This is a genomic window from Streptomyces sp. NPDC051738 (genome assembly GCF_044453205.1).
Classification (GTDB): Bacteria; Actinomycetota; Actinomycetes; order Streptomycetales; family Streptomycetaceae; genus Streptomyces.
This window is the reverse complement of sequence record NZ_JBITCM010000011.1, coordinates 37,449-62,181: the sequence shown is the minus strand read 5'-3', so window position 1 is coordinate 62,181 and position 24,733 is coordinate 37,449. Positions and strand designations below refer to the sequence as shown.

General features: G+C 70.1%; 31 protein-coding genes and 2 pseudogenes. 17 read left to right on the top strand and 16 right to left on the bottom strand.

The window, feature by feature from the left end:
* Window positions 1–90: 90 nt before the first annotated feature.
* Window positions 91–777, bottom strand: a complete 687-nt coding sequence (locus tag ACIA8X_RS25380; protein WP_393443728.1) for a response regulator — start codon at window positions 775–777, stop codon at window positions 91–93.
* A gap of 976 nt (window positions 778–1,753) precedes the next feature.
* Here ACIA8X_RS25380 and ACIA8X_RS25375 point away from each other — a divergent pair.
* On the top strand, window positions 1,754–2,206 hold the full coding sequence (locus ACIA8X_RS25375; protein WP_393443731.1) for a pyridoxamine 5'-phosphate oxidase family protein: 453 nt from the start codon (window positions 1,754–1,756) through the stop codon (window positions 2,204–2,206).
* A 14-nt stretch (window positions 2,207–2,220) separates the two neighbouring features.
* Here ACIA8X_RS25375 and ACIA8X_RS25370 read toward each other — a convergent pair whose 3' ends face one another.
* The 6 genes and pseudogenes from ACIA8X_RS25370 to ACIA8X_RS25345 all read right to left on the bottom strand — a co-directional run bounded on the left by ACIA8X_RS25370 (window position 2,221) and on the right by ACIA8X_RS25345 (window position 6,386).
* Window positions 2,221–2,676, bottom strand: coding sequence for a universal stress protein (locus ACIA8X_RS25370; protein WP_393443733.1), 456 nt, complete (start codon window positions 2,674–2,676; stop codon window positions 2,221–2,223).
* Between the two features lie 70 nt (window positions 2,677–2,746).
* Window positions 2,747–2,998, bottom strand: a pseudogene (locus ACIA8X_RS25365) (universal stress protein); the annotation flags it as partial.
* A gap of 270 nt (window positions 2,999–3,268) precedes the next feature.
* Window positions 3,269–4,099 carry a universal stress protein gene (locus ACIA8X_RS25360; protein ID WP_393443735.1) on the bottom strand — a complete coding sequence of 277 codons (831 nt, stop codon included), beginning with the start codon at window positions 4,097–4,099 and terminating at the stop codon, window positions 3,269–3,271.
* A gap of 150 nt (window positions 4,100–4,249) precedes the next feature.
* Window positions 4,250–4,690: a pyridoxamine 5'-phosphate oxidase family protein gene (locus ACIA8X_RS25355; RefSeq protein ID WP_393443738.1), complete on the bottom strand. Its 441-nt coding sequence runs from the start codon at window positions 4,688–4,690 to the stop codon at window positions 4,250–4,252.
* 113 nt (window positions 4,691–4,803) lie between these two features.
* Entirely contained in the window at window positions 4,804–5,250 is a 447-nt protein-coding gene (locus ACIA8X_RS25350; protein WP_393443740.1) for a pyridoxamine 5'-phosphate oxidase family protein, read from the bottom strand.
* Between the two features lie 65 nt (window positions 5,251–5,315).
* Window positions 5,316–6,386 carry a zinc-dependent alcohol dehydrogenase family protein gene (locus ACIA8X_RS25345; RefSeq protein ID WP_393443742.1) on the bottom strand — a complete coding sequence of 357 codons (1,071 nt, stop codon included), beginning with the start codon at window positions 6,384–6,386 and terminating at the stop codon, window positions 5,316–5,318.
* 257 nt (window positions 6,387–6,643) lie between these two features.
* Here ACIA8X_RS25345 and ACIA8X_RS25340 point away from each other — a divergent pair, with 257 nt between their 5' ends.
* The gene (locus tag ACIA8X_RS25340; RefSeq protein WP_393443744.1) at window positions 6,644–7,024 is read left to right on the top strand and encodes an STAS domain-containing protein; all 381 of its coding nucleotides are present in this window, start codon (window positions 6,644–6,646) and stop codon (window positions 7,022–7,024) included.
* A 14-nt stretch (window positions 7,025–7,038) separates the two neighbouring features.
* Here the strand turns inward: ACIA8X_RS25340 and ACIA8X_RS25335 are convergent, their stop codons facing one another.
* Both ACIA8X_RS25335 and ACIA8X_RS25330 read right to left on the bottom strand, forming a co-directional pair.
* Window positions 7,039–7,248, bottom strand: coding sequence for a hypothetical protein (locus ACIA8X_RS25335; RefSeq protein WP_393443746.1), 210 nt, complete (start codon window positions 7,246–7,248; stop codon window positions 7,039–7,041).
* Between the two features lie 75 nt (window positions 7,249–7,323).
* Window positions 7,324–7,461: a hypothetical protein gene (locus tag ACIA8X_RS25330; protein ID WP_393443748.1), complete on the bottom strand. Its 138-nt coding sequence runs from the start codon at window positions 7,459–7,461 to the stop codon at window positions 7,324–7,326.
* Between the two features lie 142 nt (window positions 7,462–7,603).
* Between ACIA8X_RS25330 and ACIA8X_RS25325 the strand changes: the two genes are divergently transcribed.
* The 3 genes from ACIA8X_RS25325 (at window position 7,604) to ACIA8X_RS25315 (ending at window position 9,501) form a co-directional block, all read left to right on the top strand.
* A complete protein-coding gene (locus tag ACIA8X_RS25325) occupies window positions 7,604–8,173 on the top strand; it encodes an SRPBCC family protein (RefSeq protein WP_393443750.1) in 570 nt (189 codons plus the stop codon).
* Window positions 8,174–8,325: 152 nt separating this feature from the next.
* Window positions 8,326–9,264, top strand: a complete 939-nt coding sequence (locus ACIA8X_RS25320; RefSeq protein ID WP_393443752.1) for an RNA polymerase subunit sigma-70 — start codon at window positions 8,326–8,328, stop codon at window positions 9,262–9,264.
* Window positions 9,265–9,501 carry a TfoX/Sxy family protein gene (locus tag ACIA8X_RS25315; RefSeq protein ID WP_399459169.1) on the top strand — a complete coding sequence of 79 codons (237 nt, stop codon included), beginning with the start codon at window positions 9,265–9,267 and terminating at the stop codon, window positions 9,499–9,501. It abuts the gene before it with no gap.
* On the opposite strand, the pseudogene ACIA8X_RS25310 reads toward ACIA8X_RS25315, so the two are convergent.
* Window positions 9,497–9,793, bottom strand: a pseudogene (locus ACIA8X_RS25310) (SRPBCC family protein); the annotation flags it as partial. The gene ACIA8X_RS25315 and the pseudogene ACIA8X_RS25310 sit on opposite strands and share 5 nt — an antisense overlap.
* Window positions 9,794–9,943: 150 nt before the next feature.
* Here ACIA8X_RS25310 and nrtS point away from each other — a divergent pair.
* Complete coding sequence (gene nrtS, locus ACIA8X_RS25305) at window positions 9,944–10,267, top strand: nitrate/nitrite transporter NrtS (RefSeq protein ID WP_393443754.1); 324 nt, start codon at window positions 9,944–9,946, stop codon at window positions 10,265–10,267.
* Between the two features lie 222 nt (window positions 10,268–10,489).
* Here the strand turns inward: nrtS and ACIA8X_RS25300 are convergent, their stop codons facing one another.
* The 4 genes from ACIA8X_RS25300 to ACIA8X_RS25285 all read right to left on the bottom strand — a co-directional run bounded on the left by ACIA8X_RS25300 (window position 10,490) and on the right by ACIA8X_RS25285 (window position 12,111).
* Entirely contained in the window at window positions 10,490–10,645 is a 156-nt protein-coding gene (locus ACIA8X_RS25300; protein WP_393443756.1) for a hypothetical protein, read from the bottom strand.
* A 211-nt stretch (window positions 10,646–10,856) separates the two neighbouring features.
* On the bottom strand, window positions 10,857–11,300 hold the full coding sequence (locus ACIA8X_RS25295) for an SRPBCC domain-containing protein (protein ID WP_393443758.1): 444 nt from the start codon (window positions 11,298–11,300) through the stop codon (window positions 10,857–10,859).
* Window positions 11,301–11,302: 2 nt separating this feature from the next.
* Window positions 11,303–11,653 (bottom strand): ArsR/SmtB family transcription factor, encoded by a 351-nt coding sequence (locus ACIA8X_RS25290; protein WP_393443760.1) that lies wholly within the window; start codon window positions 11,651–11,653, stop codon window positions 11,303–11,305.
* The gene (locus tag ACIA8X_RS25285; protein ID WP_393443762.1) at window positions 11,650–12,111 is read right to left on the bottom strand and encodes an SRPBCC domain-containing protein; all 462 of its coding nucleotides are present in this window, start codon (window positions 12,109–12,111) and stop codon (window positions 11,650–11,652) included. The genes ACIA8X_RS25290 and ACIA8X_RS25285 overlap by 4 nt, the downstream gene beginning before the upstream one ends.
* A 212-nt stretch (window positions 12,112–12,323) precedes the next feature.
* Here ACIA8X_RS25285 and ACIA8X_RS25280 point away from each other — a divergent pair, with 212 nt between their 5' ends.
* From ACIA8X_RS25280 to ACIA8X_RS25255, 6 genes are all read left to right on the top strand, one after another.
* Complete coding sequence (locus ACIA8X_RS25280) at window positions 12,324–12,779, top strand: MauE/DoxX family redox-associated membrane protein (protein WP_393443765.1); 456 nt, start codon at window positions 12,324–12,326, stop codon at window positions 12,777–12,779.
* Between the two features lie 332 nt (window positions 12,780–13,111).
* Window positions 13,112–14,680, top strand: coding sequence for a radical SAM protein (locus ACIA8X_RS25275; protein WP_399459167.1), 1,569 nt, complete (start codon window positions 13,112–13,114; stop codon window positions 14,678–14,680).
* Complete coding sequence (locus tag ACIA8X_RS25270; RefSeq protein WP_399459166.1) at window positions 14,677–15,498, top strand: class I SAM-dependent methyltransferase; 822 nt, start codon at window positions 14,677–14,679, stop codon at window positions 15,496–15,498. The genes ACIA8X_RS25275 and ACIA8X_RS25270 overlap by 4 nt, the downstream gene beginning before the upstream one ends.
* A 176-nt stretch (window positions 15,499–15,674) precedes the next feature.
* Window positions 15,675–16,376 (top strand): Crp/Fnr family transcriptional regulator, encoded by a 702-nt coding sequence (locus ACIA8X_RS25265; protein ID WP_393443772.1) that lies wholly within the window; start codon window positions 15,675–15,677, stop codon window positions 16,374–16,376.
* A gap of 95 nt (window positions 16,377–16,471) precedes the next feature.
* Window positions 16,472–17,059 carry a redoxin domain-containing protein gene (locus ACIA8X_RS25260; protein WP_393443773.1) on the top strand — a complete coding sequence of 196 codons (588 nt, stop codon included), beginning with the start codon at window positions 16,472–16,474 and terminating at the stop codon, window positions 17,057–17,059.
* A gap of 7 nt (window positions 17,060–17,066) precedes the next feature.
* Window positions 17,067–17,969, top strand: a complete 903-nt coding sequence (locus tag ACIA8X_RS25255) for a cytochrome c biogenesis CcdA family protein (protein ID WP_393443775.1) — start codon at window positions 17,067–17,069, stop codon at window positions 17,967–17,969.
* 19 nt (window positions 17,970–17,988) lie between these two features.
* On the opposite strand, the gene ACIA8X_RS25250 is transcribed toward ACIA8X_RS25255, so the two are convergent.
* A complete protein-coding gene (locus tag ACIA8X_RS25250; protein WP_393443777.1) occupies window positions 17,989–18,573 on the bottom strand; it encodes a vanadium-dependent haloperoxidase in 585 nt (194 codons plus the stop codon).
* 1,238 nt (window positions 18,574–19,811) lie between these two features.
* Here ACIA8X_RS25250 and ACIA8X_RS25245 point away from each other — a divergent pair.
* Complete coding sequence (locus tag ACIA8X_RS25245; protein ID WP_393443779.1) at window positions 19,812–20,408, top strand: SMI1/KNR4 family protein; 597 nt, start codon at window positions 19,812–19,814, stop codon at window positions 20,406–20,408.
* A 15-nt stretch (window positions 20,409–20,423) separates the two neighbouring features.
* Here ACIA8X_RS25245 and ACIA8X_RS25240 read toward each other — a convergent pair.
* Window positions 20,424–21,253 (bottom strand): IS5 family transposase gene (locus ACIA8X_RS25240; protein ID WP_399459253.1). Its coding sequence is split into 2 segments (ribosomal slippage): window positions 20,424–20,912 and window positions 20,915–21,253, totalling 828 coding nucleotides; the frame shifts between segments, so codons are not numbered across the junction.
* Between the two features lie 150 nt (window positions 21,254–21,403).
* Between ACIA8X_RS25240 and ACIA8X_RS25235 the strand changes: the two genes are divergently transcribed.
* The 4 genes from ACIA8X_RS25235 (at window position 21,404) to ACIA8X_RS25220 (ending at window position 24,732) form a co-directional block, all read left to right on the top strand.
* Window positions 21,404–21,775 carry an STAS domain-containing protein gene (locus tag ACIA8X_RS25235; RefSeq protein WP_399459165.1) on the top strand — a complete coding sequence of 124 codons (372 nt, stop codon included), beginning with the start codon at window positions 21,404–21,406 and terminating at the stop codon, window positions 21,773–21,775.
* A gap of 186 nt (window positions 21,776–21,961) precedes the next feature.
* The gene (locus tag ACIA8X_RS25230) at window positions 21,962–22,330 is read left to right on the top strand and encodes a hypothetical protein (RefSeq protein ID WP_393443785.1); all 369 of its coding nucleotides are present in this window, start codon (window positions 21,962–21,964) and stop codon (window positions 22,328–22,330) included.
* Window positions 22,331–22,640: 310 nt separating this feature from the next.
* Window positions 22,641–24,020, top strand: coding sequence for a TrkH family potassium uptake protein (locus tag ACIA8X_RS25225; RefSeq protein ID WP_393443787.1), 1,380 nt, complete (start codon window positions 22,641–22,643; stop codon window positions 24,018–24,020).
* On the top strand, window positions 24,013–24,732 hold the full coding sequence (locus ACIA8X_RS25220; protein WP_393443789.1) for a potassium channel family protein: 720 nt from the start codon (window positions 24,013–24,015) through the stop codon (window positions 24,730–24,732). The genes ACIA8X_RS25225 and ACIA8X_RS25220 overlap by 8 nt, the downstream gene beginning before the upstream one ends.
* Window position 24,733 lies beyond the last annotated feature (1 nt).

Here is a 24,733-nt window from a genome sequence, read left to right as displayed (position 1 = left end):
GCTCCGATCTGCGGACCCGGTGCGGGAGGGGCCGCACGGGGCTGAGGTACGGGACGTCCGGCCCCACCTCCGTCGCCGGCGGACCGCCCTTCAGCGGCCCTGTTGCTTCAGCCGGTCCTGGGCCTGGGTGGCGATGACTGCGGCCTGGATGCGCCGTTCGACGCCCAGCTTGGCCAACAGACGGGAGATGTGGTTCTTGACGGTCTTCTCCGCGAGGAAGAGGCGCTGACCGATCTGCCGATTGGTCAATCCTTCGCCGATCAGGGCGAGGATCTCCCGGTCCGTGAGGCCGGGCAGAGCCTGCGGCTCCTCCTCCTGCTCCCGCCCGTGGCGCAGCCGTTCCATCAGTTTGGTGGTGGCGCTCGGGTCGAGCAGGGACTGGCCCCGGGCGAGGGTCCGCACGGCCGACACCAGGTCTGAGCCCTGGATCTGCTTCAGCACGTATCCCGAGGCACCGGCCATGATCGAGTCCAGCAGGGCCTCCTCATCGTCGAACGAGGTGAGCATCAGGCAGGCCAGCTCCGGCATTCGCGAGCGCAGTTCCCGGCACACGGTCACGCCGTTGCCGTCAGGCAGGCGCACGTCGAGCACCGCGACCTGGGGGCGCAGCGCGGGCACCCGTACCAGGGCCTGTGCCGCGGTGCCGGCCTCGCCGATCACGGTGATGTCCGGCTCGTCGTTCAGCAGGTCGTGCACTCCTCGCCGTACCACCTCGTGGTCGTCCAGCAGGAAGACCCGGATCGGGCCGTCGGTGCCGGGCTGTCCGCCCTCCGTCATCGGATGCTCCTCGTCCTGTGATCCGCGTGCGCGTTTCGAGTACCCGTAACGACGGAGATCCTTTTCGCTTCCCCGTCTTCGGGCCAGGGCCGGACGGCCCTCAATTCGGCTCTGCCGTGCGGGATGCCAACGCCTTCCCGTCATGCGACCCAGTCCCTCTGATCAGGGGGCTCCACCTTCCTGCGCGGACCGGCTCGGCCCCAGGGCCATCCGGCCCCGCGGCCCGGACCGTGGGTCCTGTTCGACTGTGCGGGTGGCGGGCGTCGACGGCGAGGTGCGGGTCACCCGAACCGCGGCACGGCACGGCACGTCGAGCAACCATGGTCGGCGGCGGCCGAGATACAGGTGGGCAACGCCCTGGTGGTCGTGCACGCCCGCGAGGCGACAGCCCACGAACTCGCGGACCGCCTCCGGGACGGTTCCGCGGCCAGGCCGACCGTGCGGCACACCGGGGCGCGGCGAAGCGCAGCTCGGCGACGCCGCCGCCGTGGCCTAGAGGGGCAGGACACTCAGGATGTTTCGGGCCACGAGGGGGTCGGACAGAACAGGCAGGACGCGTAGCCAGGGTCGGCCCCAGTCCCCCACGGCGCCGATCGAGGAGGCATGCGCGCGGGCCAAGTGCCGCGCGGGCTCGATCCCGCGCGAGCCAGTCCCCTGCCCCATGCGGAACCAGCACCGTCGTGCGGACTGGCCACACGCGAAACCGGTACAAACAGTGCCGGTCTTCCGCGGAGCCGCCCCACGCGGCGTCGGCCCCGACACACCCCTCCAACAGGACGCCCGGCCACCGGCGAGGGCCGAACGGCCCTAGCGTCCGCGGAGACGCCGCGGTTCGAATGATCTGATCGAACAGCAACCCACACATGAAGTCGCCTCACCCGACCAGCGGCCACCACGGCCTTGAGCCGCGTGACGGACCAGGTGAGCCCGTCGGAGACATCAACCAGTGAGAGACGAACAGCTACGGAAACCCACCATGGCCCGCGACAACACCCTGCCGGTCGCCCCAGGACCGCGCCGGAGCATCGACCTCGACGGCGCCGAGGCGCTGCGGCTCCTGGGCAGCATGTCCTTCGGCCGGATCGTCTTCACCCAGCACGCCCTGCCGACGATCCGCCCGGTCAACCACGTCCTGGATGACGGTGACATCGTCATCCGCACCCACGAGGGAGCGGCCCTGACGTCACGGGCCCGGAACGCGAGCGCGCCGGGGGTGGTCGTGGCGTACGAGGCCGACGCCATCGACCCTGACACGCACCTCGGCTGGAGCGTGGTCGTCACCGGCTACGCCCACCTCGTGACCGACGCCCGCGATCTGTCCCGCTACCAGGACTTGCTGCATCCCTGGGTGGGACAGGCCATGGACTATACGGTCCGGATCCGCCCCGGCCTGGTCACCGGAGTCCGGCTCGCGCCCACCGAGGCGTGATCCGTCACCCCCGATCAGTCGTGCGGCACCACGGCGACCGGTGCGGTCGCGCGATGGAGCACTTCGTGCGTCACGAGGCCGATGTGCGGTCCGACCAACGCGTGACGGCGCCTGCGCCCGAGGACGACCAGCGAGCCGTCTCGGGAGGCGTCCGCCAAATGGGCGCCCGGCCTGCCGACGACGGCCTCCTCAGCCACCTCGACACCGGGGAACTTCTCCCGCCACGGACGCAATGTCTCGGTCAGGATCCCCTCGGCCTCCATGACCGGCTGGTCCGTCTCCCCCACCCACGGAGACGGTGCCGCGTTCCAGCCGTGCACGACCCGCAGCCTGGTGGCGCGCCGCGCGGCCGCGTCGAAGGCGAAATCGAGAACCACCCCGTCGGCATGCTCCCGCAAGTGCAGGCCCAGTACGACGTCGCGATACGGGGTGCCCGCGCAGGCGCTCCCGCCGGTGTTCGTCCGCGACACCGGCTCCGGCCCGGACGAGGACGACAGGTCCCTCGGCCCGGCCCACCACGGCCAGTGCCACGGAGCCGAAGAGACGTCCGGCGGCCCGCCCGAGCCCTCGCGACCCCAGCACCAGAACCTCGGCCTTTCGCGCGGCAGACGACAGGACCGCCGCGGGCTGTCCGGCGAGCTGCTCGGCGGTGATTCGGAGACCGGGGAGACGGTACGTCAAGGACACTTCGGCGTCGTGCAGCATGCGGGCGGACCGGTCCTCGCCCGGCATCGCCACGGCCTCCGCTGCGAACGGCTCGTAGGCGTGCGGCTGTTGTTCCCCGGCGTGCACGACACGCAGCGGGACCGCCCGCAGGCGTGCCTCGCAGGCTGCTCAGTCGGCAGCGGCGAGGCTCTCCGGGGAGCCGTCGAGGCCGACGGTGACGGTACGGGACATGGGGGGCCTCCTTCGGTGTGTAACCCCACACTTATGTCCCGAGCTCCGTGCCAGGAGGGCCCACAAGTCCCTGAGTGCAGCCGATCGGCCTTTGCGACGGCCGTCCTGACGGACGTGGAGGTGTCTGAGGAGTCAGTGGCACCGGAGCGACAGGGTGTATGCCGCTCAGCCGGTCATCGGTACCAGCACCACCGGGCAGTGGGAATGGTGCAGCAGGGTGTGGGCGACCGGGCCGAGCTGCGGTCCCAGCCCGTTCGCGCGTCGGTGTGCGCCGATGACGACCACGGCGGACTCACGCGTGGCGTCCACGAGGGCATGCCCCGGTCCGGTGCGCACCGTGCGGGTCTCGACGTCGACGTCAGGGTGTTCTTCCCGCAGCCGGACCAGGCTGAAGCGCGGTACCGCCTCCTCGGCCCGGTCGTCCTGGACGAGCTGCCGTTGCCCGGGACTTGTCGCGGGGATCAGCGAGGGCAGTTCGGGGGTGACGTGCCGGTGGGCCGAGTGCAGGACCCGCAGCCGGACACCGCGCCGCTGCGCCTCGTGGAAGGCGTAGGAGGCCGCGTCGGCGTCGGAGTCGCTCTCCAGGCCCAGCAGGACTTCGCGCCTGCCATCGCACCGGTGGTCGCCGCGTACGACGAGCAGTGGGCCGTACGCGTGCGCGGCCAGCCGCAGGCTGACCGATCCGGCCAGCAGCCCGGCGACTCCGCCGTGACCCCGCGTGCCGACGACGGTGAGTTCCGCTCCGTCGCTCTCCCGCACGAGCGCCCCTACGGCACTGCCCGTGACGGCCCTGGTCACCACCGGCAGGCGGGGGTGACGTTCTCCGACGCGCGCGGCCGCCGACGCGAGGACGGGTCCGGCCTCGTCAAGGTCCGGCACCGCGTGCACGACGCGCAGTTCGGCACCGCGGCGTACGGCCTCGGAAGAGGCCCAGTCAAGGGCTCGTACGGCATTCAGGGAACCGTCCACTCCAACGACCACATGGTGGAGAGTCATCTCCCTCTCCTTTCTGCTCCGTGCTGCCGATGCTCGTCCTTCCGCGACGTCGCGAGCAGGGGCCACGCGAACCCGGCGACATGCCGTACGACCCCTGCGACAGGGCCGTTCGGCCCCGCAGCGGACGAATGCGAGAGGTCGTAGACCCGGTCAGGAGGAGAGGTCCAGCCCGTACATGCTGCGTCCGCCGACCAGTTCGCGACCGGTCACCAGCTCGGGGTCGATGCGGACGAAGACCTCGCGAGGCGAGGGCACCCAGGAACACGGACCGGTGCGGGCCAGGCGCTCGTGCTCGTCCGGATCGGTGACCAAGGTGGCGGTGCCCGTGACGACGACGCTCCAGCCCGAGTGTGTGACCGCGTCGACCTCGTCGGCCTCAAAGGCGACCACCGCGCCATCGACCGCACGCACCAGTTCGGACGTGACCGCGGTGCGCAGCAGCACGGCGCCGTCGGCGTCCAGGCAGAAGTTGACGGGCAGTACCGCGGGCAGGGCCTGGCGTGTGTGCACGATCCGGCCTACGGGCACCTTCGCCAGCAGTCGCAGGCACTCCTGCCGTTCGAGTTCGCGGAATCCGTCGTTGCGGTACATGAGTCAGTCCGTCTTTCGCCTGATGCAGCGGTGCGCTGTGAACTCCATCGTTCGCCGTACGAGGGCTACGGGCGAGGGCCATCGGTCCCGGAGATGCCGGACAACAGCCCTTTTCACGCCGTGATCCGCCGCCGGTGATACCAACGGGATCGATGCGCACCCACCGGTCGCGCCGCCCACCCGCCCAGGGCGTGCTGTATGCCTCTTCCTCGATCGAGCCGACGCGCCTCGTCGGGGTCCGTCACGGTCCGGGCGTGTCCCCGTAGGAGCACGCTCCAGCCCTGGGCGAACGCCTCGTCGATGCGGTCGACCTCGTAGGCGACCTGGCAGCCGGCCGCCTGCGACGGTGCCGTGCCGGGGCGGTCCGGAACGCGATGACACCGCCGACGACACTGTAGTTGACGGGAACGATGACCGGCCCGGTGACGGTGGGCACAAAGATGCGTCCGCCGCCGTGGGTCGACAGCAGATAGCTCGGGGCCATGCCCGCCCGGGTGGCGGTCTCCTCCGGGGAGTTGCCGAGTTCCGTGGTCGCCGGGCGAGACTGCGTCCGAGGTCACCCACTGCTGCCGAATCGGTCGCCCTCGACGGGACCTGTTCGGCCACGGCTCGTCACTTCCTCTCGTCAGTCCGCCCGGACGGCGATCACGTCGTGCTGCTCCCCGGCGAGGACGACCTTGAGGGCGCCGGTGTCGGCGGCCCGGCCGAAGACGTCGTACGCCTCTTCCATGTGGTCGAGCGGGAAGGTGTGAGTGACCAGTGGCGCGGTGGGCAGCCGGCCGGCGGCAGCCATGCGCAGCAGGGTGGGGGTGGAATGGGTGTCGACGAGACCGGTGGTGATGGTCACGTTCTTGATCCACAGGTCCTCAAGGTGAAGGGTTACGGGCTTGCCGTGTACGCCGACATTGGCGACGTGGCCGCCGGGCCGGACCATGCGCGTGCACATCTCGAAGCTCTCGGGCACGCCGACGGCCTCGATGGCCACGTCGGCGCCCAGCCCGTCGGTGAGGTCGGCGACAAGCTGCTCGGGGGCCTCGCGGGCGTCGGCCACGGCATCGGCACCGAACTGCCGGGCCGCCTCCAGACGGGTGGCGGCCAGGTCCACGGCGACGATCCGCTCGGGTGCGAACAGCTGGGCCGTGGCGATCGCGGCGAGCCCGATCGGGCCGGCACCGACCACGGCGACGGTGTCACCGGGCCGTACCTGCCCGTTGAGCACGCCTACTTCGTAGGCGGTCGGGAAGATGTCGGCCAGCAGGACGGCGTCCTTGGCGTCCAGCGTGCCGGGCAGCGCGTGCACGGAGAGGTCGGCGTGTGGCACGCGCACGTACTCGGCCTGGGTGCCGTCGATCAGGTGACCGAGGATCCAGCCTCCGCCTCCCCGGCACTGGCCGTACATGGTCTTGCGACAGTAGGAGCAGCGGCCGCAGGCGGTGATGCAGGAGACCAGGACCCGGTCCCCCGGCCGTACGGTGCGCACGTCGGCGCCGGTCTCCACGACCTCGCCGACCGCCTCGTGCCCGAGCACCGTGCCGGGACGCACCTCGGGTACGTCGCCCTTGAGGATGTGCAGGTCGGTGCCGCAGATGGTGACGGTGTCGACGCGCACGATCACGTCGGTGGGGTCCTTGAGAGCGGGGTCCGGGACGTCCTCCCAGGAGAAGTGTCCGGGACCGTGGAAGACGAAGCCCTTCATGACGATCCTTCCCTCATCGGTTGCCCCCCGGGTCCCTCATCGGTTGTCGCCGGGGCTCGGCCAGGAACACGATTGCCCGTATTGCCCCGTAGATCCAGCTTGTCCCATTCCGGGGCGCGTGACCTTGGGCCGGTCGGCCCCGATCGCCCGCCGGCCGGGCCGCTGCGCGCCGTATGGTCCGGTCGGCCCGCGATACCGGGCAAAGTAGGGCCGACCGGCCCTTCCACCAGCCCCGCCGCACGGGTTTCGCTGTGCCCATGTCCGAGAACCACACCAGGTCCATGCCACCTCTCTCGGTGCGTGACGTCGCTGGTACGACCGTCGTGGACCTGCGTGGCGAGATCGACCTCCTCGCGGCGCCGGCCCTGGCGGCGCGGCTGGACGCACTGACGGCCGGCACGTGGCCCGATCTGGTGCTCGATCTGCGTGCCGTGTCCTTCATCGACTGCAGTGGGCTCGGCGTCCTGTGCCGGGCGCGCAACCGCGTCCTGGCCCGGCAGGGCCGACTGCGGCTGGTCGCCCACAATGCGCGCTTCCGGCGCGTACTGCGGCTCGCCGGCCTGGCGGGCGTGTTCGAGATCCACCCCGGCTTGCCCTCGTCTCTCGCCGCGGAGGTCGTGACCGTCACGGCAGGTTGACGCACCCCGACCGGCTACCCGCTCACCCGGTCGGCGGCGAGCACCGTACGCGCCGCGCGCCGCGGAGTGGCAGGGCCCTCGGGGCCGTAGCCGAGACGGACGAGCATCTGCGCGTGATCGGACCCGGAGGTCACGGACTCGCGCAGGTCGGGCCACTCCACGGCCTGGCACAGGAGCGAGGCGCGCAGCCCGTGGGCTGTGGCGACCAAGAGGACGCGTTCCATGGCCTGTCCGGCGCGCAGCCAGTCGGTGCGGCGGTCGTGCTCTGTGGTCAGCAGGGCGATGACGGGAGTTGTCTCCTAGGGGCGGGCGAGGAGCTTGTCGGCGTGGCGTTGCCCGGTGAAATCGCGCATGGGGAGCCGTTCCCTGGGGTCCTGCCCGCCGAGTGCCGCCCACGGCAGGGAGGTGTCGGCCTCCGCGTACGGATCCCCGTGCACCCAGAGGCGGCTCTCGGTGCTCGGCTTGCGGCCCGCCGGGCGTCAGGGGCGCTCGTTGAAGGTAAGCGCGCTCACCGTTGCGCGGCGGCGGCCGCCATAGCCTCGCGGTGAGAGGGACGAGCAGACCGGGAAGGGTACGGGCATGACGTGGGTCGGCAGACTGATGGTCGTGGGGGCAGCGGCGGGCGGTGCGGCAGCGGGATATCTGGGGCTGGTCTCCGGCGCCCTGCCGCTCGATCTCGGAGTGGGACGGCGAACCCGTCCCCTGGGGCCGCAGACCGTCGGCATCGCGGCGCCCCGCGAAACTGTCTTCGAGGTGATCGCCCAGCCCTATCTGGGGCGGACGACCCGGGCGATGCGGGAGAAGGTGAGCGTGCTGGAGCAGGGCAGCGACATGGTGCTCGCCGCGCACCGCACTCCCGTCGCGGGCGGGCGACTGACGGCCACAACCGTGGAGACCGTGAGGTTCACCCGCCCGGAGCGGGTCGACTTTCGCCTGGTGCGCGGACCTGTCCCGGCGGTCACCGAGTCGTTCGAGCTCAGCGAGCACGGGCCGCGCACCCGGCTGACGTACACCGGCGAGCTGGGCACCGACCTGTGGGCAGCCGGCCGGTGGTGGGGCGGCGTGGTCGCCCCGCGCTGGGAGGCAACGGTCGCGGCCACGCTGGCGGCGGTCAAGCTTGAGGCGGAGCGGCGCGCGGCCCTCGCGTGACCCGCCGGATCATCGGGCGGCCGACCTGCTGGATGGGGCCGACAGCCGCGCCTGTGTAGCGATGCCCGTTCGGTGAGCGCGCTCACAGTTCCCGGTTCCGTTGCGGCAGTGGCGCTGGTCTCCGTGAATCAAGGTTCTCTCCCTGCGAGAACGTGCACTGCTTCCGGATGCTCGGCTCGGTGCAGGACGCGGAGGATGTCATGCAGGAGGTTCTGTTGTGCGCGTGGCGCCATCTGGACGCCTTCCAGGGACGCTCGTCGATGCGCGGTTGGCTGTACCGCATCGCCACCAACCGGTGCCTCACCGCCCGCACCCGGGCCGAAAGGCTGCCTCTCGCGCAGCCGCCGCAGGACGTGCCGCCCTCCACCGCCGACGACGTGGAGGTCTCAGCCCTGGAACCCTGCCCCGACGAGTTGCTCGCCCCGCTCGACGACCGCCATGACCCATCAGCGCGCTATGAGCTGCGCGAGAACGTCCAGCTGGCCTTCCTCGCCGCCCTTCAGCTCCTTCCGGCGCGACAGCGCGCGGTCCTGCTGCTGCGCGATGTGCTCGGCTTCTCCGCCGCCGAGACCAGCGGGTTGCTGGACACGAGCGTCGCCGTGGTGAACAGCGCGCTGCAGCGGGCCCGTGCGACGCTCCACCGGCAGCGGGCGAGCGGACGTCTGCGCGGTGGCGGTCCGGTGGCGACGTACGCCCAGCAGGCCGCGCTGGCCGAGCGATTCACCGCGGCCTGGCAGGCGGGAGACGTCGGCGCGCTGGTTGGGCTGCTCAGCCATGACACGCTGCTGACGATGCCGCCCTACCCGATGGCCTACCGGGGCCGGTCGGCGATCGCCTCCTTCTTCGCCACGGTCCCCGCCGGCGGCGACCTGACTCGGATCACGTCGGTGCCCACCTGGGCCAACTTCCAGCCCGCCCTGGCCGCCTATCTGCGTGGGCCGGGCGGGACACGGGCGACCGCCTACGGGATCATGGTCCTCACCGTGCGCGGCGACACGATCGCCGAGATCACCGGCTTCACCGATCCCGCCCTCTTCTCCCTCTTCGGCCTGCCCGGTCAACTTTCCGACGTGGAGGCACGCGAGGCATGAATGCCCTCCGACGAAACCCTCGCCGAGCGGGTCCGGGAAGCGCTGCCGCCGGCCGCCGACCTCGGCGAGCGCAAGATGTTCGGTGGGCCGGCCTTTTTGCTGGGCGGCCACATGTTCTGCGGTGGCGTCCACGACGAGCTAACGGTCCGGCTCGGCCAGGACGGTGCCGCCGAGGCTCTGCGGCACCCGGGCGTGCGCCCGATGGACTTCACCGGTCGCCCGATGAAGTCCACGTGAAGGAGTACGTGACATGCATCGGCATAGGGGCGGCCACGGAGACCATGTCCAGCAACTGTGGGGGCTCGTACGCGGCCACGCGCAGGACGTAGTCGATGCGCCGGCCGAGGAAACGAGCGGTGCGGGTGACCTCGGCGCCCGTCCCGAACCCGCCGTCGTCCGCCTGCCGTGTCAGCTCCGCCGTGCGGATGCCCTGCGTCCACTCCGCGTCGTGGCGCCAGTCCATGGCGTAACCGGCCACCCGCTCGGGCGGCAGCGGAATCACACGCCGCACCGTCACATCGATCGTCATCGCCTCGCCCCCTCGTGCCCCGGGCTCCGGCTTCGGCCGGTGCTGTGTCGCCTCCAGCATGGCCGTGATCGTTGGGGGGCGCCCGCGCGCAGAAGGATCCGGTGCGGCCTCCGAGTCGGCCGCGCCGGTCATGACCAGGGTGTCGAGAATGTGGGGGCAGGAGGTGACAGTGCTTCGATCCGGGCGGCAGGCCGCACGGTCACGTGGACCCGGCCCCGGGAGGCGATCGGGCTGTTGCTGCGCGGATACACCGCTCGTACCGCCGCGCACGCCGCCTGCCTGGTCGGTACAGTCCTCTCGGCCGTGAACCAGGGGACGGTGATCATCTCCGGCGAGGCCAAGTCCGCCACGTGGGCACGTCTCGCGGTCAACTATCTGGTGCCGTATCTGGTCGCCGGCACGGGCTCGCTGGCCACGCGGCGGGTCCGCGCCGCGCCCCGGTCACGGCGGCACTCCGGGCACGAGACACCCTGACGTCTCCGGTGCGGCCACCGCGCGCCGTCCGGCTCCCCGGCGCCCCCGGGTCAGCGGCGCAGGGCGTGCCGCACGGCGAGTCGGCGTAATCGCCGAACGGGGACACAGTGACCTGGCGGCGGGCCAGACGGCCGTCGGTCAGGTCGAGGGCGATGGCCAGCAGGCCCGACCAGCGGCTACGCCCGAGGGTGGTGGCGGGGAGATTGCCCCGCAGCAGGGTGATCACATCAGCCCCGGTGAGTCGGACATCGACCGGTGAGCGGCCAGATACAGGAAACGCCCGACGGCGCCCGGCCTCCACCGGCCGCCCCGCAGCACCTCCAGCAAAGCGTCGGTCGCCGCGCGGCTGTCGGTGAACTCGCATACGGGTACGGACACGGCCGGTGGTCCTTCCTCGTACCTGACGTGTGCTGCACTCACCGTAAGCCGCCAGGCCGGTGGGGAACGCGAGCGCGCTCACCGATCAGCGCACCGGTGGCCGTGGCGTCGTTTCCGATCACGACGCGACGGTGCAGGTAGCGAGTGAGAACACGACGATGACTCCGGGCGTTGGCGTCACGGTGTGGCGCCGAGCGCTCCGCTCCCGCCGCTAGTGCCAGTCGCTGATCCGGACATCGTCGGGCGCCGGCCTGCCGTGTCCGGTCTCCACGAACTCCTTGAGGCTCATCAGGAAGATCGCCCACTTCGTGCTGCAGTGGTGCATGAACTCGACCGGCTCGCGCCAGCCGTCGTGCTTGAACAGCACGATCGTGTACTCGCCGTGCCGGCTGAGGCTCCAGTCGATCTCGGTCCCGATCCACTCCGCCGGTCCGTCCGTGACGCGCCACCGCACCCGGCCGGCGGGGTCGAGTTCCAGGATCTCCATGTCGAAGCCGCCGGCGTCGCCGAACCGGAACGCCAGCTGACCGCCGACCTCGCTCTTGCCGGTGGTGTCGGTCGTCCACCAGCCGGCGATGCCCTCGGGCGTTGCGATGGCCCGGTAAACGTCGTCCAGGGGCGCGACGGCGCCGATCCGATGCAGGATGTCGACCATTTTCATGCTCCTTCGGTGTTGGTGCGGCTGCGTTCGATCGCCTCCGCGATGCGCTTGATACGGCGCAGTCGGGCGTCCCAGGTGGCGCCGACCGCGGCCAGTTGCGCGGCCGCGCGGGCGAGCTGCGCCTCGTCGACGCGGTAGCGCCGCTCGCGGCCGGCCTGCTCGGCGCGGACCAGCCCGACCCGGTCGAGGACGGCGAGATGTTTCGACACGGCCTGCCGCGTGAGCGGCAGGTCCGCGCTGAGTGAGGTGGCCGTGCCGGGGCCGGACGCGAGGAGGAGGTCGATCAGCGTGCGCCGGGTGGGGTCGCCGATCGCCGACCACAACTCGTCGTCGACGGGCGTGCTCATGGCGTGGACACCAGCCGTGCGACATACGTGCCCAGCCGGGGGATGTAGTGGTCCCAGGCGCTCGCGTGCTCGCGGTACTGCTCCTCCAAGACGGCGATCTCCCAGCCCATCTCGCGGAACCCGGTCTCGGTCATCCGCACCCGGGTCCCCTGCGGCGTCGGCTCCAGGTCGAAGGTGACCAGCAACGAGTCCCCGCCGCGTTTTTCGGCGTCGGTGTAGCACCACCGGAACGAGAACCGCGACGGCGGATCGACCTCTACGACGGTGAGCGCGACGGTCATGGTCTCGCCGGTCGCCTCGTCACGCCAGAACAACTCACCCGGCGTCCCCTCCACGGGCTCGAACCGGGCGTCGTCCGGCCACCACTCCCGCATGTGCTCCGGCCTGCTGATGACCTCGAAGACGACCTCGGGTGATGCGTCGACGTGGATGTCGCGCTCGATGCTGCCGTGCTCCATACCCGAACCCTTTCGCAACCTTTGGTTGCATGTCAGCGTACGACGAGCGTCGCAAATGCGCAACCATCAGTTGCGGATCGGTGAGGCCGTCCAGTCCGTTGCCCTCGATCAAGGCCGAGGCCGGAAGACCGGACGACCGCCGCTGACAGCCCGGCAGGCTCGGTGAGCGCGCTTACAGTTCCCGGCCGCTGTATGGCCGTAGCGTCGCGGGCATGGTGCTACGGCTCGCACTGGGCGCGATCTACACGGCGATGGGGATCGGTCAGCTCGCCTCCCTGGGCGAGATGCCGGCCATCCTCGGCGCGTACGGCGTGGTGCAGGGTGCCGCCGCGACCGTGCTGGCTGTGTTGCTGATTGTCGGCGAATTGGTCTGCGGGGTGTGGTTCCTGGCCCGGCCCAGGTCGACAGCGATCGCGCCGGTGTGGGTGTACACGGGCGTTTCACTGGTGTGGGGCGCGCTGGCCGTGCAGGCATCCGTACGCGGACTGACGCTGGTCAACTGCGGCTGTTTCGGGAACTACCTCACCCAGCGGCTCGGCTGGTTCGTGCTGGTCCAGGACGCCCTGGCGCTGCTCTACGCCGGACTACTGCTGCGTGCCGCCCACACGCTCCCGCACCGGGAACCAGCCGATGGAGTGGAAGTGGGGCGTGATGTCCGCATCCCGTGAACGCTCCGGGCTCGGCGGGGCAGCCGCGGTCATCGGGGCGGCACTGGCCCCGGTGGTGTCCTGCGCGGGCCCGCTACTCGTGGCCGGAGGGGCGCTCGGCGCCGACGATGGCGCGCTATCGAACCCAGGGCTGATCACTATGGGCGCGGTCGTACTCCTCGCCGCTACCACTTATGCCCTGCGGTACCGGCTCCGACGCCGCAACGGTGCCGGACCGGAGGACTGCTGCCCGAATGTGCCGGGTCCGCCCCCGCCCCGCCGTGAAGAGGACGATCCGGGCCGTCCCATCCGCTGACCGGATACGACCGCCCCCATGGGAAAGGAGTTCTTCGATGACCCAGGCGCCGACGCCCCGCCGCAAGGTGGGCCGGGACGAGGTGTTCGTGGAGTTCACCAAGTCGATCTGCCCCCTGTGCAAGACCTCCGTCGACGCCCAGGTCAACATCCGCGACAGCAAGGTCTACCTGCGGAAACGCTGCCGCGAGCACGGCGAGTTCGAAGCCCTGGTCTACGGCGACGCCGAGGCGTACCTGTCCTCGGCCCGGTTCAACAAACCGGGCACCATCCCGCTCACGTTCCAGACCGAGGTGAGGGACGGCTGCCCGAGTGACTGCGGGCTGTGCCCGGAGCACAAGCAGCACGCCTGCCTGGGCATCATCGAGGTCAACACCGGCTGCAACCTGGACTGCCCGATCTGCTTCGCCGACTCCGGCCACCAATCAGACGGCTACTCCATCACCCACGAACAGTGCGCGACCATGCTCGACGCCTTCGTGGCCTCGGAGGGCGAGGCGGAGGTGGTGATGCTCTCCGGCGGAGAGCCCACCATTCACCAGCGCATCCTGGACTTCATCGACCTGGCCCAGGCCCGCCCGATCAGGAACGTCACCCTCAACACCAACGGCATCCGCCTGGCGACCGATCACCGCTTCGTCGCCGAACTGGGCAGGCGCAACCGAACGCCCGGCCGGTCGGTGACCGTCTACCTGCAGTTCGACGGCTTCTCCGAGCGCACGCACCTGGCGATCCGTGGCCGGGACCTGCGCACGCTCAAGCAGCGGGCGCTGGACAACTGTGCCGAAGCCGGACTGACGGTCACTCTTGTCCCCGCTGTCGAACGCGGCCTGAACGAACACGAGTTGGAGGCCATCATCGAGTACGGCATCGACCACCCGGCCGTCCGGTCGGTGGCCTTCCAGCCCGTCACCCACTCCGGCCGGCACGTGGAGTTCGACCCGCTGAACCGGCTCACCAACCCCGACGTGATCCGGCTCATCCGCGAGCAGCGGCCCGACTGGTTCCAGAAGGGCGACTTCTTCCCTGTCCCCTGCTGCTTCCCGACCTGCCGCTCCGTCACCTATCTGCTGGTGGACGGCGAACGCGGCAACCGCACCGTCGTGCCCATTCCCAGGCTCCTCCAGGTCGAGGACTACCTCGACTACGTCACCAACCGGGTCCTGCCCGACGCCGGGATCCGCGAGGCGCTGGAGAAGCTGTGGTCCGCCTCCGCGTTCATGGGGACGGAGACGACCGAGGAGAAGCTCCGCGCCACTGCAGAGACCCTGGGCTGCACGGACATCTGCGGCATTGACCTGCCGCAGGCGGTGAAGAACCTGAGCGACAACGCGTTCATGATCGTGGTGCAGGACTTCCAGGACCCCTACACCCTCAATGTCAAGCAGCTGATGAAGTGCTGCGTCGAGGAGATCACACCCGACGGGCGGCTGATCCCATTCTGCGCGTACAACTCGGTCGGGTACCGCGAGCAGGTACGGGCCCAGATGTCGGGGGTGCCGGTCGCGGACGTGGTGCCGAACGCGCTGCCCCTCGCGGACCGGCTCACCCCGACTCCGTACGGCTCGAAGACCGCCCGTGGCGAGGCGGAGGGGCAGCGGCCATGAACAGCGACGAGGTCAAAGCGTGCTGTGCCGACGCCTACGCCAAGGATGTCCTCGCGCTCCTGCTCGGCGACTCCTACCACCCCGGCGGCACCGCCCTGACCCGCCGCCTCGCCGACCACCTCCAACTGACCGCGGCCAGCCGGGTCCTGGACGTGGCCTCGGGCCGGGGTACCACCGCACTCCTGTTCGCCGACGCCTACGGAGTACGAGTGGACGGCGTGGACTACTCCGCCGCCAACACCGCCCTCGCCCAAGGAGCGGCCCAGGCGGCCGGGTTGGCGGAGCGGGCCGCGTTCACCACCGGCGACGCGGAACACCTGCCGTACGAAGACGGGATGTTCGACGCCGTGGTGTGCGAGTGCGCGCTGTGCACCTTCCCCGACAAGGCGAAGGCCGCCGCCGAGTTCGCCCGCGTGCTCAAGCCCGGCGGGCGCGTCGGCATCACCGATGTCACCGCCGACCCGGGCCGGCTACCGCCCGAACTGCTCGGCCTCGGCGCCCGCATCGCCTGCGTGGCCGACGCCCGCCCCCTGTACGCATACGCAGAGATCCTGACTCGGGCCTTTGGTGCGCTGCTCGGACAGTTCGCCCAGCGCCTCGCGCCTGCCGTAGTCCTCGGCCTGGCCTACGGCGCGGTGTGGTGGACTGTCGGCGCCCTGTGGATCATGCCCGCCAACATGGGCATGCCCGTCTTCGAGTGGAACGACGTCACCTCCTCCAGCCTCGGCGCCCACCTCGTCTACGGTCTCCTGGCCGGAGTCACCTTCTCGACCCTCGCCCAGTTGGCGGGCAAGCGGACCGGCCGGGCCGCGGGATGACACCGATACCACCGGAGTCACCGCCTGGTCCCGGCGCGCCGCCCCGGGGTGCTGAACCGCTCCTCGGTGCCCCGGACGACTACTGTCTGGCCAACAGAGCGGGCGCACTGGCCAGCCCGGCGTGGGGCACCGCACCCCCGCCCTGGGCACCAGGCCGACGCGAGGAACCACACCACATGAACCACACCGGTGACGAGGCCGAGAAGACCTGGTGCATCTCCGAGGTCGACATCTTCCGCGACTTGAGTGAGGCGGAGATGGACGCCATCGCCGCTGCGGCCCCGATGAAGACCTACAGCGCCGGCGAACTGCTCTACTCGCCCTCCCAGCCCTCCGAGGTGCTGTTCATCCTCAAGCAGGGACGGGTGCGCATCTTCCGGGTCTCCGCCGACGGCCGTGCACTGACCTGCGCGATCATCAGCCCCGGCACCATCTTCGGCGAGATGGTGCTGCTCGGGCAGCGGATGTACGACAACTTCGCCGAGGCCCTCGACGACGTCACCGTCTGCGTGATGAGCCGTGCCGACGTCAACCGCTTCCTGTTGTCCGACGCCCGGATCTCCGCCCGCATCACCGAGATCCTCGGCCGCCGCCTGACCGACCTCGAACAGCGCCTGTCCGACAGCGTCTTCAAGTCCGTCCCGCAGCGCATCGCCACCACCTTGCTGACGCTCGCAGCCGAGACCCGGCCCAGGGTGCTCGGCGCCCGCAGCCCGCAGATCGCGCTAACCCACCAGCAAATCGCCGCCCTGGCCGGCACGTCCCGCGAGACGTGCACCAAGGTTCTGCGCGACTTCGCCGACCAGCACCTGATCCGCCTGGCTCGGGGCCGCATCACCGTCCTCGACTCAGAGCGGCTCGCCGACCACGCGGGCTGACGTCACCGAACCGTAAGCACCCACTCCAGCCCAGACCGCGCGCCGCCCGCCTACAGTTCAGCCAGCCGACCCCGACCACCAAGAGCTGCCCCATCATGCGTGCCCGCACTCTGCTCCCGGCCGTCCTGGCCGCCGCCCTGCTCACCGTGACCGGGTGCGGCTCCGACGGTGGTACCGACTCCGGCAGCGACGTCCAGGGCGCACCGCCTAAGACGGCGTCTTCCGCCCCTGGGTCCACCACCTCGGACGAGAGCGGGGGCGACAGCGGGGCGCAGGTCCCCGAGGCCCTGAACTTCACCGGCACCACGGTGGACGGCAAGCCCTTCGACGCCAAGGCCCTCGCGGGCAAGCCAACCGTGCTGTGGTTCTGGGCCCCGTGGTGCCCCAAGTGCCGCGCCCAGGCCGCCGAGACCGCCAAGGTCGCCGCCGACTACCAGGGCAAGGCCAACGTCCTCGGCGTCGCCGGCCTCGACAAGAACACCGCCATGAAGGACTTCGTTTCCGAGACCGGCACCGACGGCTTCCCCCACCTGTCCGACGAGGCGGGCGACGTATGGAAGCGGTTCGAGGTCGCCGAGCAGAGCCGCTACGTCATCCTCGACAAGGACGGCAAGACCGTCTACGAGGGCGTGCTGCCCGGTGGCGAGGGGCTGGCCGAGAAGGTCGCCGGGCTCACCGGCTGAACCCGCCATGACCGACCTGCCCCTGGCCCTCGCGCTCAGCGCGGGCATGCTCGCCGCAGTCAACCCGTGCGGCTTCGCCCTGCTCCCGGCCTACCTGTCCCTGCTCGTCCTCGGCGACGACTCTCCCAGCCGTACGATCGCCGTCGGCCGGGCACTGACCGCCACCGCGGCGATGACCGCCGGATTCGCCGCGCTCTTCGGCGTGTTCGGCCTGGCCGTCCAGCCCGTCGCGGGCCAGGTCCAGGAGCATCTGCCCTGGTTCACCATCGCCTTCGGGCTCCTCATGGCGGTGGCCGGCGCCTGGCTGCTCGCGGGTCGTCAACTGCCCACCCTGGCCCCGAAGCTGCGCCGCGCGCCGACCGTGACGCGCTCGCTGCCTTCGATGGCGCTGTTCGGCATGGCGTACGCGACGGCCTCCCTGGGCTGCACCATCGCCCCGTTCCTGGCCATCGTCGTGTCCGCCTTCCGCAGCGGCTCGACCGGCGAGGGTATCGCCCTGTTCGCCGCGTACGCCGGCGGGATGGGCCTGATCGTCGGCGCCGCCTCGCTGACCGTCGCCCTCACCCGCGCCACCGCTGTCACCCGCTTGCGCCGCCTCGGCGCGATCGCGCCCCGGCTCGGCGGGGCACTTCTCCTGTGTGTGGGCGCGTACGTCGCGTACTACGGCTGGTACGAGATCCGCGTCCAGCGCGATCCCATGCTCCAGGACCCGGTCATCGACGCGGCCGGAGCCGTTCAGCGCGGCATCGCCGAGGCCCTGGACGCCACCGGCCCCGCAGTGATCGCTCTCCTCTTCGCGGGCCTGTTCATCGCGGCTTTGGCGCTCGTCCGCTTCCGGCGGACCCGAGGGGCCCGCCGGTCACCCGGTGCGGACACCGGTGCGCGGTCGACGCCCAGCCCCAGCCCCTGAACGCGGGGCGATCGAGAGGTCAGACGGTCATGGTGGTGCCGTCGAAGCGGCTGAGGGTGAACACGGCGTCCTCCAGGGTCGACTCCTTGGCCTCGCGCAGCACGCCGATGGCGACCCCCTCGCCCAGCCGGACCGCCGCGGTGTAGTCGGTGCGCCAGTGCACACCGGCCATGTTGCGGCCGGTGGCGATGTTGGCGGCGACCTTGTTGAGCTCGCCGCCGACGGTGAGCCGGTCGGTGTCCGGGCCGGTGTACGGCTCCAGGGCGGTGCCGTCGGTGCTGGGCACGACCGGGTCGGGCAGGACGTGCGATTCGTCGAACCACGCCTTGAGGATGGTCACGCACGCACCGGCCACCGTGGCGTGTCCGGAGCCGTACGAGGGATGGGTCGGGCTGCCCTCGGGGAACGCCTGCGGCAGCAGGTAGCTGCCGTACTTCTCGAAGACCCGCTTGACGGCGACGGAGTCCAGCACCCCGCCGTCGATGGGGTACTCGCGCTGCCCGCGCAGCTGCTGGTGGACGCGGCCGCCGAACTCCTCCGGCCGCAGCCGCCGGTGCACGTACCACTTCTGGAACCACACCGACTTCAGGGCACGCGTGGCCACCTCGGTGACGAGCGAGAGGATGTGCGGGCCGCCGTACGTCCCGAAGCCGATCTGGTTGCGTGAGAAGTTGTACGGGTTGCCCGGATCCGCCGGCGCTTTCAGGTCGAGCAGGATGAGGGTTGAGGTACGCCTCGTACAGCGCGTCGAAGTGCACGTAGTGCGCCAGGTCGCGCGGGGTCTGGATGTACCGCCGGGTGGCGAAGTCCCGCTCGTCGGGCTCGGGTTCGGAGCCGTTCTGCACCTCCAGCCAGTCGCCCCAGGTGGTCAGGTGGTCCACCGGACGGACCAGGGTGTCCTGCCGCTGCGGGATCAGCAGCGTGCCGTACGGGATGTCCTTGAGCAGGAACTGCGAGAGATACGGCCCCACCAGGTCGCCCCGGGTGTCGCCGCGGAAGATGGTCTGCGGGGTCACCTGGCCGTTCTGCTTGGGCGCCCGGAAGTCCTCCAGACCGCTCAGTTCGGTGGCCGCCTCGGCGACCAGTTCGCTGTCGCCGAACCGGGTGAACAGCACGTCACGGCACAGCGCCATCCAGTACAGCTCGACCGCCTCGGCGGAGTTCTGCGCGCTGTCGATACGCGGCGCGGGCGGGATGGCCAGGGCTTGAGCGTCCGGGCCCTGCGGGTCGAAGGCCAGTCCGGCCTGCGGGTTGACCAGTTTGCGGGTGTCCCCGAGCGGGATCCGCTCGAAGTCCTCGTAAGCGCCGGTGGCCAGCGCCCGGCGCAGCAGGTTGTAGGCGGCCGGGTCGACCTCTCCGTACTTGTTGTGCGGCAGCGCCTTGGAGTAGGTGCAGACGAAGGGGTGGTCCGTCTCCTCCCCGTTGGCGGTGTGGACCGGTGCGTGGCGCTGGAATTCGGCCTCGGCGGCCCGGATCCGCGCGTCGCGCGCGGCAAAACGACGGTCACTCATACGAATCCCCCGTGTTTCCCCGTGAGTTGTGCGTGGAATGGCTCTCCTTACCTATGAGACGCCCGAGCGCGTAGGACTGTTGTGAGAACACGGCCAATCAAGAGAATTTGCACATATGTAGCGTGAGCCTTGGTCGGAGCACATGTTCAGACGAAGGCCGCCTCCGTGTAGGGCAGTTACCGAACCGAGTGATCAAGTTCGACGGACCATTCGACGCCGGAGGTTAAAGATCAAGTTAGGTTCTGTCTCTTTGGCGTCGTGCTAAGCCGTTTGCGGCTGGCCATTGGCTCGACGTGGCTGACCACATGCGTCCTGGTGGATGATTCCCCGCATGATGATGCAACCTCCCCGACGAGGCATAGACCCTGTCGTGCGCCCGGTCGCGACGTCCTGGCGCCGCATCGACGCCTGGTTGTCCCTGTACGCGCCGAAGGCTCTGGCAGAACTCAGGCCCCCGGCTTCGGGGCAGTCCATCCAGGAAGCCGAGTCACGCTTGGGGTTCCCTCTTCCTGCAGATCTTCGTGAGTCGCTGCGGTGCCACGACGGAGATACGTCCCTGCTGGGTGTGCTCCCCTGCCGGAGGCTGTACTCGGTGTCGGAGATCCTTGAGGTCCGCGAGATGCGGATGGAGATATGGGATTCAGACGACCCGGACCAGGAGGAAACCCCCTGGTGGGGAACGACGTGGGTCCCCATCTCCGGAAGTGACGGAGACGACCACTTCATCGATGCCGGGGAAGGGGTGTGGCAGAACCACCTCGGTGACGCCGTTCATGATGACCAGGCGTGCTTTCTGGGCTGGCCCAGCTTGGGCTCATGGCTCCACGAGGTGGCGGAAGCCATGGACCATCACGACCAATCCTCCTGGTTCGGCGCGGTGACCGCACCCAAGGTCGACAGCAGCGGAGACCTCGACTGGTGGAACTGAGTCCTGCCTCGTTGATCACCTTCGTGCCCAGATGAGGATGCCCGCGAGGTGGAGCGCGGCCTGATAAGTGATCGCGAGCTTGTCGGTTCGTGTGGCCAGGCCCCGCCACTGCTTGAGGCGGTTGATGCACCGCTCGACGGTGTTCCGCTGCTTGTACGCCTCGCTGTCGAAGCCAGGCGGACGGCCACCGAGCCGGCCTCGCCGCAGACGGTGGCCGACTTGGTCGGACGGCTGCGGGATGACCGCGCGGATGCCCCGTCGCCGCAGATGACTGCGGATGGCACGTGAGGAATACGCACGGTCGGCCAGAACGGCCATGGGCCGGGTCCGGGGCCTGCCCGACCCGGTACGGGGCACTCGGATCCGGGACATCACCGACTCGAAGGCAGGTGCATCACCTGCTTGGCCTGCGGTGACGGTGAAGGCGAGGGGGCGTGCGCGGCCGTCTGCGGCCAGGTGGACCTTGGTACTTAGCCCACCGCGGGATCGTCCGAGCGCGTGATCCGCGGGCTCGCCGGAGTGGGGTGCCCCCTTTTGAGTGCTCCCGCGGCGTGCTGGTGGGCCCGGACGACCGTGGAGTCCACCGACACCGTCCAGTCGATCTCGTCGTCAGCGTCTGCCACGGCCAGGACAGCGGCGAGGATCATTTCCCAGGTGCCGTCGACGGCCCATCTGATCAGCCGCTTATGAGCAGTCTGAAATGAGCCGAGCTCGTCGGGCAGGTCCCTCCAGGGCGAGTTGGTGCGGTACTTCCACGCGATGGCCTCGATCGTTCTGCGATGGGCTGCCCATCGCCGCCCGCGAACCGGATCCGCCGGCATCAGCGGCTCGATCCGATCCCACATCGCATCGGTGATCACCAAACGGACAGACACATCCGATCAACTGACCAACCCATCAAAGAGACACGACCTACGGGACCCTTGCCTAGGGTCCCCATCAGATGCGCCGGGAAGCCTGGTCGGCAGTCGGCCGCCCCTGACCTGGAGCCCCAGATGCCAGACCCCCTCTCCCGCCTCCGGCGCCTCGTGCGACGTCACCGAGTCGACGACAACGTCGCCGGTACCGGTCATGTCGTCGTACGGCTCTCCGGGGAAATCACCGACCGGAACGCTGAGCGCGTCGCCGAGCGGCTGCGCCAGGCCCTGCGCACCCACCCTCAGGTACTCGAAGTCGACCTCTGGCGGGTGCCCCACCTGAGCAGCGACGGCTGTGCGGCGTTCTTCGCGGCGCTGCTCGCAGCTCGCCCGCAGGCCACCCGTGTGACGGTGACGCACGCGAATGCGCGGGCACACGACACGCTCACCCAACTGGGCCTGGCCCGATTCCTCGATCTCCGTCGGGAGGAGGACCAGGACAGTCCATAACGCCGGGTTCAGGCCGTGGCGGCGAGACCGTCGCCTTGGATGCGGCATGACCGGTGCGAGGACCGGAGCACCATGGCACAATGCAAAGACGCTCCGCGTCCGGCGTCCGCCAGAGGCCGCAGACAGAGCTGGTGCGCCGGGAAGCCTGGTCGGCATGGGTTTGTCCGCGCGACGAGGGGGCCGAGCGTGTCCGCCATTGAGATCGCACTGAGCCGGGCAATGAGCCTCGACGGAGCGCGCGGTGCCGCGGTCGTCGACTACGTCAGCCGTATGTCTCTCGGCACCTCCGGCCATCCGGACGGCCTCGACCTGAACCGGGCGGTCCACGGGGACACCGATGTCGTGCGCGCCAAGCTGGCCGCCCTCCAGCTGATCGGCTACGCGCCGGAGCGGATGGAAGACATCGTGGTCACCCTGGACACGGAGTACCACGTCATCCGACCCTTGACCCGTCGCGCCCACGAAGGGCTATTCCTCTTGCTGGTCCTGGACCGAGGCGGCGCCGATCTCGACGCCGTGCGCAAGGAGCTGCGCTCCATCGAAACGCTGCTGTGAGGCTGCCGGATCGAGCCGTCCGGGCCAGCTGTCACTCACGTTCACGCAGGAACCGCTGCCGGTAGACGTGGGTCCGGCGCCGCGACCGCCACCGTCACCTCTAGCAATGGTGCACGGTGGTAATCAGGTCGCGCACTGCCGGATCCGAGAAGTCTTCATCAGGGTTCGTATTCCGGTCGACTGCGCTGCCGCGCGGGTGACGTTCCTTCAGCCACCTGCACGGGTAAGGTGTGCCGCCGGAATCCTGACGGGCCCTTGACACCGGTGCGTGCGAAGCACGGGGGTTGGAGGCGGAACGGAAACGGCGGCGATGGCGGGACTGGTGGCATGGGCCCGGAAGGGGTCGTCGCTGCTTGCCGCGCACCCCGCCCGTGCCGTGGTCGTGGCGTTCGCCGTCGTGGTGCTGGCGGGTGCTGTGGTGTTGTCGCTGCCGTTCGCCGCTGAGGACGGCTCCGCGACCGGGTTCGTGACGGCGCTGTTCACCTCGACCTCGGCCGTGTGCGTCACCGGTCTGGCCGTGGTGGATACAGGAACGTACTGGAGCGGCTTCGGCGAGGGCGTCATCCTTGTGCTGATCCAGGTCGGCGGCTTCGGCATCATGACCATGGCGTCGCTGCTGGCGCTGCTCGTCTCGGGGCGCCTGCGACTCCGTATGCAGCTGACGGCGCAGGCCGAGACGAGGAGCCTCGGCATCGGGGACGTGCGCCGGGTGTTGCTCGGTGTCGCGGGCACCACCCTGATCGTCGAACTCGCTGTCGGGGCTGTGCTGGCGTTGCGCTTCCGGTACGGGTACGGCGAGGACTTCGGCAGCTCCGTGTACCTGGGCTACTTCCACGCAGTGTCCGCGTTCAACAACGCCGGGTTCGGACTGCACGCCGACAGCCTCACCCGCTACGCCCAGGACGCCTGGGTCACCCTCCCGATCGCGGCCGCCGTGATCCTGGGCGGCATCGGCTTCCCGGTGCTGCTGGAGCTGCTGCGCCACCGCCATCGGCGGCGTACGACCGGACGCCGCAACTGGACGCTGCACACAAAGCTCACGCTGATCACCACCGCCGTCCTGCTGGCTGCCGGGACCGTGCTCACCTGTCTCCTGGAGTGGTCGAACCCCGGCACACTCGGCCCCCACACCGCGGCAGGGAAGATCCTCGACGGGTTCTTCCACTCCGCGATGTCACGCACCGCGGGCTTCAACTCCCTCGACATGGGCGCGCTGCACGCCTCGACGCTGCTGATGACCTGCGTGCTGATGTTCATCGGCGGTGGCAGCGCCGGAACCGCCGGCGGGATCAAGGTCACCACCTTCGCGGTCCTGCTCGCCGCGATCATCGCCGAGGTGCGCGGCGAGCCCAACTCCGCGGTCCTGGGCCGCCGTCTCGCCCCGCATGCACTGCGCCAGGCACTGACCGTGGCACTCCTCGGCGTCGGCCTGGTCATCGCCTCCACGCTGGCCCTGCTCTCCCTCACCGAAGCGCGGTTGGAGGTCGTGCTGTTCGAGGTCGTATCCGCCTTCGCCACGGTGGGCCTGTCCACCGGCATCACCGCCGACCTCCCGACGGTCGGCCAACTGCTGCTGATCGGGCTGATGTTCATCGGTCGACTCGGCCCGATCACTCTCGTCTCGGCCCTCGCCCTGCGCGAGCGCACCCGCCGCTACGAACTGCCTGAGGAGCGACCCGTCGTTGGTTAACTACCTACGCAGCCTGCGCGAAAGGCGCCACAAGCGCCGCTCCGAGCCCCAAACCCGGGGCGAAGACCAGCGGGTCGCCGTCATCGGCCTGGGCCGCTTCGGCCTGTCCCTGGCCAACGAGCTGGTGCGGCGCGGCTGGGACGTCCTCGGCATCGACACCGACGCCCGCCTGGTGCAGAAGTACAGCGACGACCTCACGCACGCCGCTGTCGCCGACTGCACCGACGCAGAGGCGCTGCGCCAGCTCGGCGTCCACGAGTTCACCAGCGCCGTCGTCGCCATCGGCACCGACATCGAAGCGAGCATCCTGGTCAGCTCCAACCTGCTGGAGGCCGAGGTCCCCAACATCTGGGCCAAGGCCATCAGCCGCCAGCACGGCCGGATCCTCGAACGCCTCGGCGTCCACCACGTCGTCCTGCCCGAGCACGAGATGGGCGAACGCGTGGCCCACCTGGTCACCGGCCGCATGCTGGACTTCATCGAGTTCGACGACGACTACGCCCTGGTCAAGACCGTCGCCCCGGACATCGCCACCGGCGTCCCCCTCGGCCAGAGCCATGTCCGCAGCAGATTCGGCGTCACCGTCGTCGGCATCAAACGCCCCGGCGAGGACTTCACCTACGCCACCGCCGAGACCGTCGTCCGGAAGGGCGACGTCATCGTCGTCACCGGCAAGACCCACGCGGTGGAGACCTTCGCCGGGCTCGGCTGAG

Bases quoted from the DNA above. Each gene is read 5' to 3' on its own strand.
- ACIA8X_RS25380 (WP_393443728.1), bottom strand. From the start codon at position 777: ATGACGGAGGGCGGACAGCCCGGCACCGACGGCCCGATCCGGGTCTTC.
- ACIA8X_RS25375 (WP_393443731.1), top strand. From the start codon at position 1,754: ATGGCCCGCGACAACACCCTGCCGGTCGCCCCAGGACCGCGCCGGAGC.
- ACIA8X_RS25360 (WP_393443735.1), bottom strand. From the start codon at position 4,099: ATGACTCTCCACCATGTGGTCGTTGGAGTGGACGGTTCCCTGAATGCC.
- ACIA8X_RS25355 (WP_393443738.1), bottom strand. From the start codon at position 4,690: ATGTACCGCAACGACGGATTCCGCGAACTCGAACGGCAGGAGTGCCTG.
- ACIA8X_RS25345 (WP_393443742.1), bottom strand. From the start codon at position 6,386: ATGAAGGGCTTCGTCTTCCACGGTCCCGGACACTTCTCCTGGGAGGAC.
- ACIA8X_RS25340 (WP_393443744.1), top strand. From the start codon at position 6,644: ATGTCCGAGAACCACACCAGGTCCATGCCACCTCTCTCGGTGCGTGAC.
- ACIA8X_RS25335 (WP_393443746.1), bottom strand. From the start codon at position 7,248: ATGGAACGCGTCCTCTTGGTCGCCACAGCCCACGGGCTGCGCGCCTCG.
- ACIA8X_RS25325 (WP_393443750.1), top strand. From the start codon at position 7,604: ATGACGTGGGTCGGCAGACTGATGGTCGTGGGGGCAGCGGCGGGCGGT.
- ACIA8X_RS25315 (WP_399459169.1), top strand. From the start codon at position 9,265: ATGCCCTCCGACGAAACCCTCGCCGAGCGGGTCCGGGAAGCGCTGCCG.
- ACIA8X_RS25295 (WP_393443758.1), bottom strand. From the start codon at position 11,300: ATGGTCGACATCCTGCATCGGATCGGCGCCGTCGCGCCCCTGGACGAC.
- ACIA8X_RS25290 (WP_393443760.1), bottom strand. From the start codon at position 11,653: ATGAGCACGCCCGTCGACGACGAGTTGTGGTCGGCGATCGGCGACCCC.
- ACIA8X_RS25285 (WP_393443762.1), bottom strand. From the start codon at position 12,111: ATGGAGCACGGCAGCATCGAGCGCGACATCCACGTCGACGCATCACCC.
- ACIA8X_RS25280 (WP_393443765.1), top strand. From the start codon at position 12,324: ATGGTGCTACGGCTCGCACTGGGCGCGATCTACACGGCGATGGGGATC.
- ACIA8X_RS25275 (WP_399459167.1), top strand. From the start codon at position 13,112: ATGACCCAGGCGCCGACGCCCCGCCGCAAGGTGGGCCGGGACGAGGTG.
- ACIA8X_RS25270 (WP_399459166.1), top strand. From the start codon at position 14,677: ATGAACAGCGACGAGGTCAAAGCGTGCTGTGCCGACGCCTACGCCAAG.
- ACIA8X_RS25265 (WP_393443772.1), top strand. From the start codon at position 15,675: ATGAACCACACCGGTGACGAGGCCGAGAAGACCTGGTGCATCTCCGAG.
- ACIA8X_RS25260 (WP_393443773.1), top strand. From the start codon at position 16,472: ATGCGTGCCCGCACTCTGCTCCCGGCCGTCCTGGCCGCCGCCCTGCTC.
- ACIA8X_RS25255 (WP_393443775.1), top strand. From the start codon at position 17,067: ATGACCGACCTGCCCCTGGCCCTCGCGCTCAGCGCGGGCATGCTCGCC.
- ACIA8X_RS25245 (WP_393443779.1), top strand. From the start codon at position 19,812: ATGATGATGCAACCTCCCCGACGAGGCATAGACCCTGTCGTGCGCCCG.
- ACIA8X_RS25235 (WP_399459165.1), top strand. From the start codon at position 21,404: ATGCCAGACCCCCTCTCCCGCCTCCGGCGCCTCGTGCGACGTCACCGA.
- ACIA8X_RS25225 (WP_393443787.1), top strand. From the start codon at position 22,641: ATGGCGGGACTGGTGGCATGGGCCCGGAAGGGGTCGTCGCTGCTTGCC.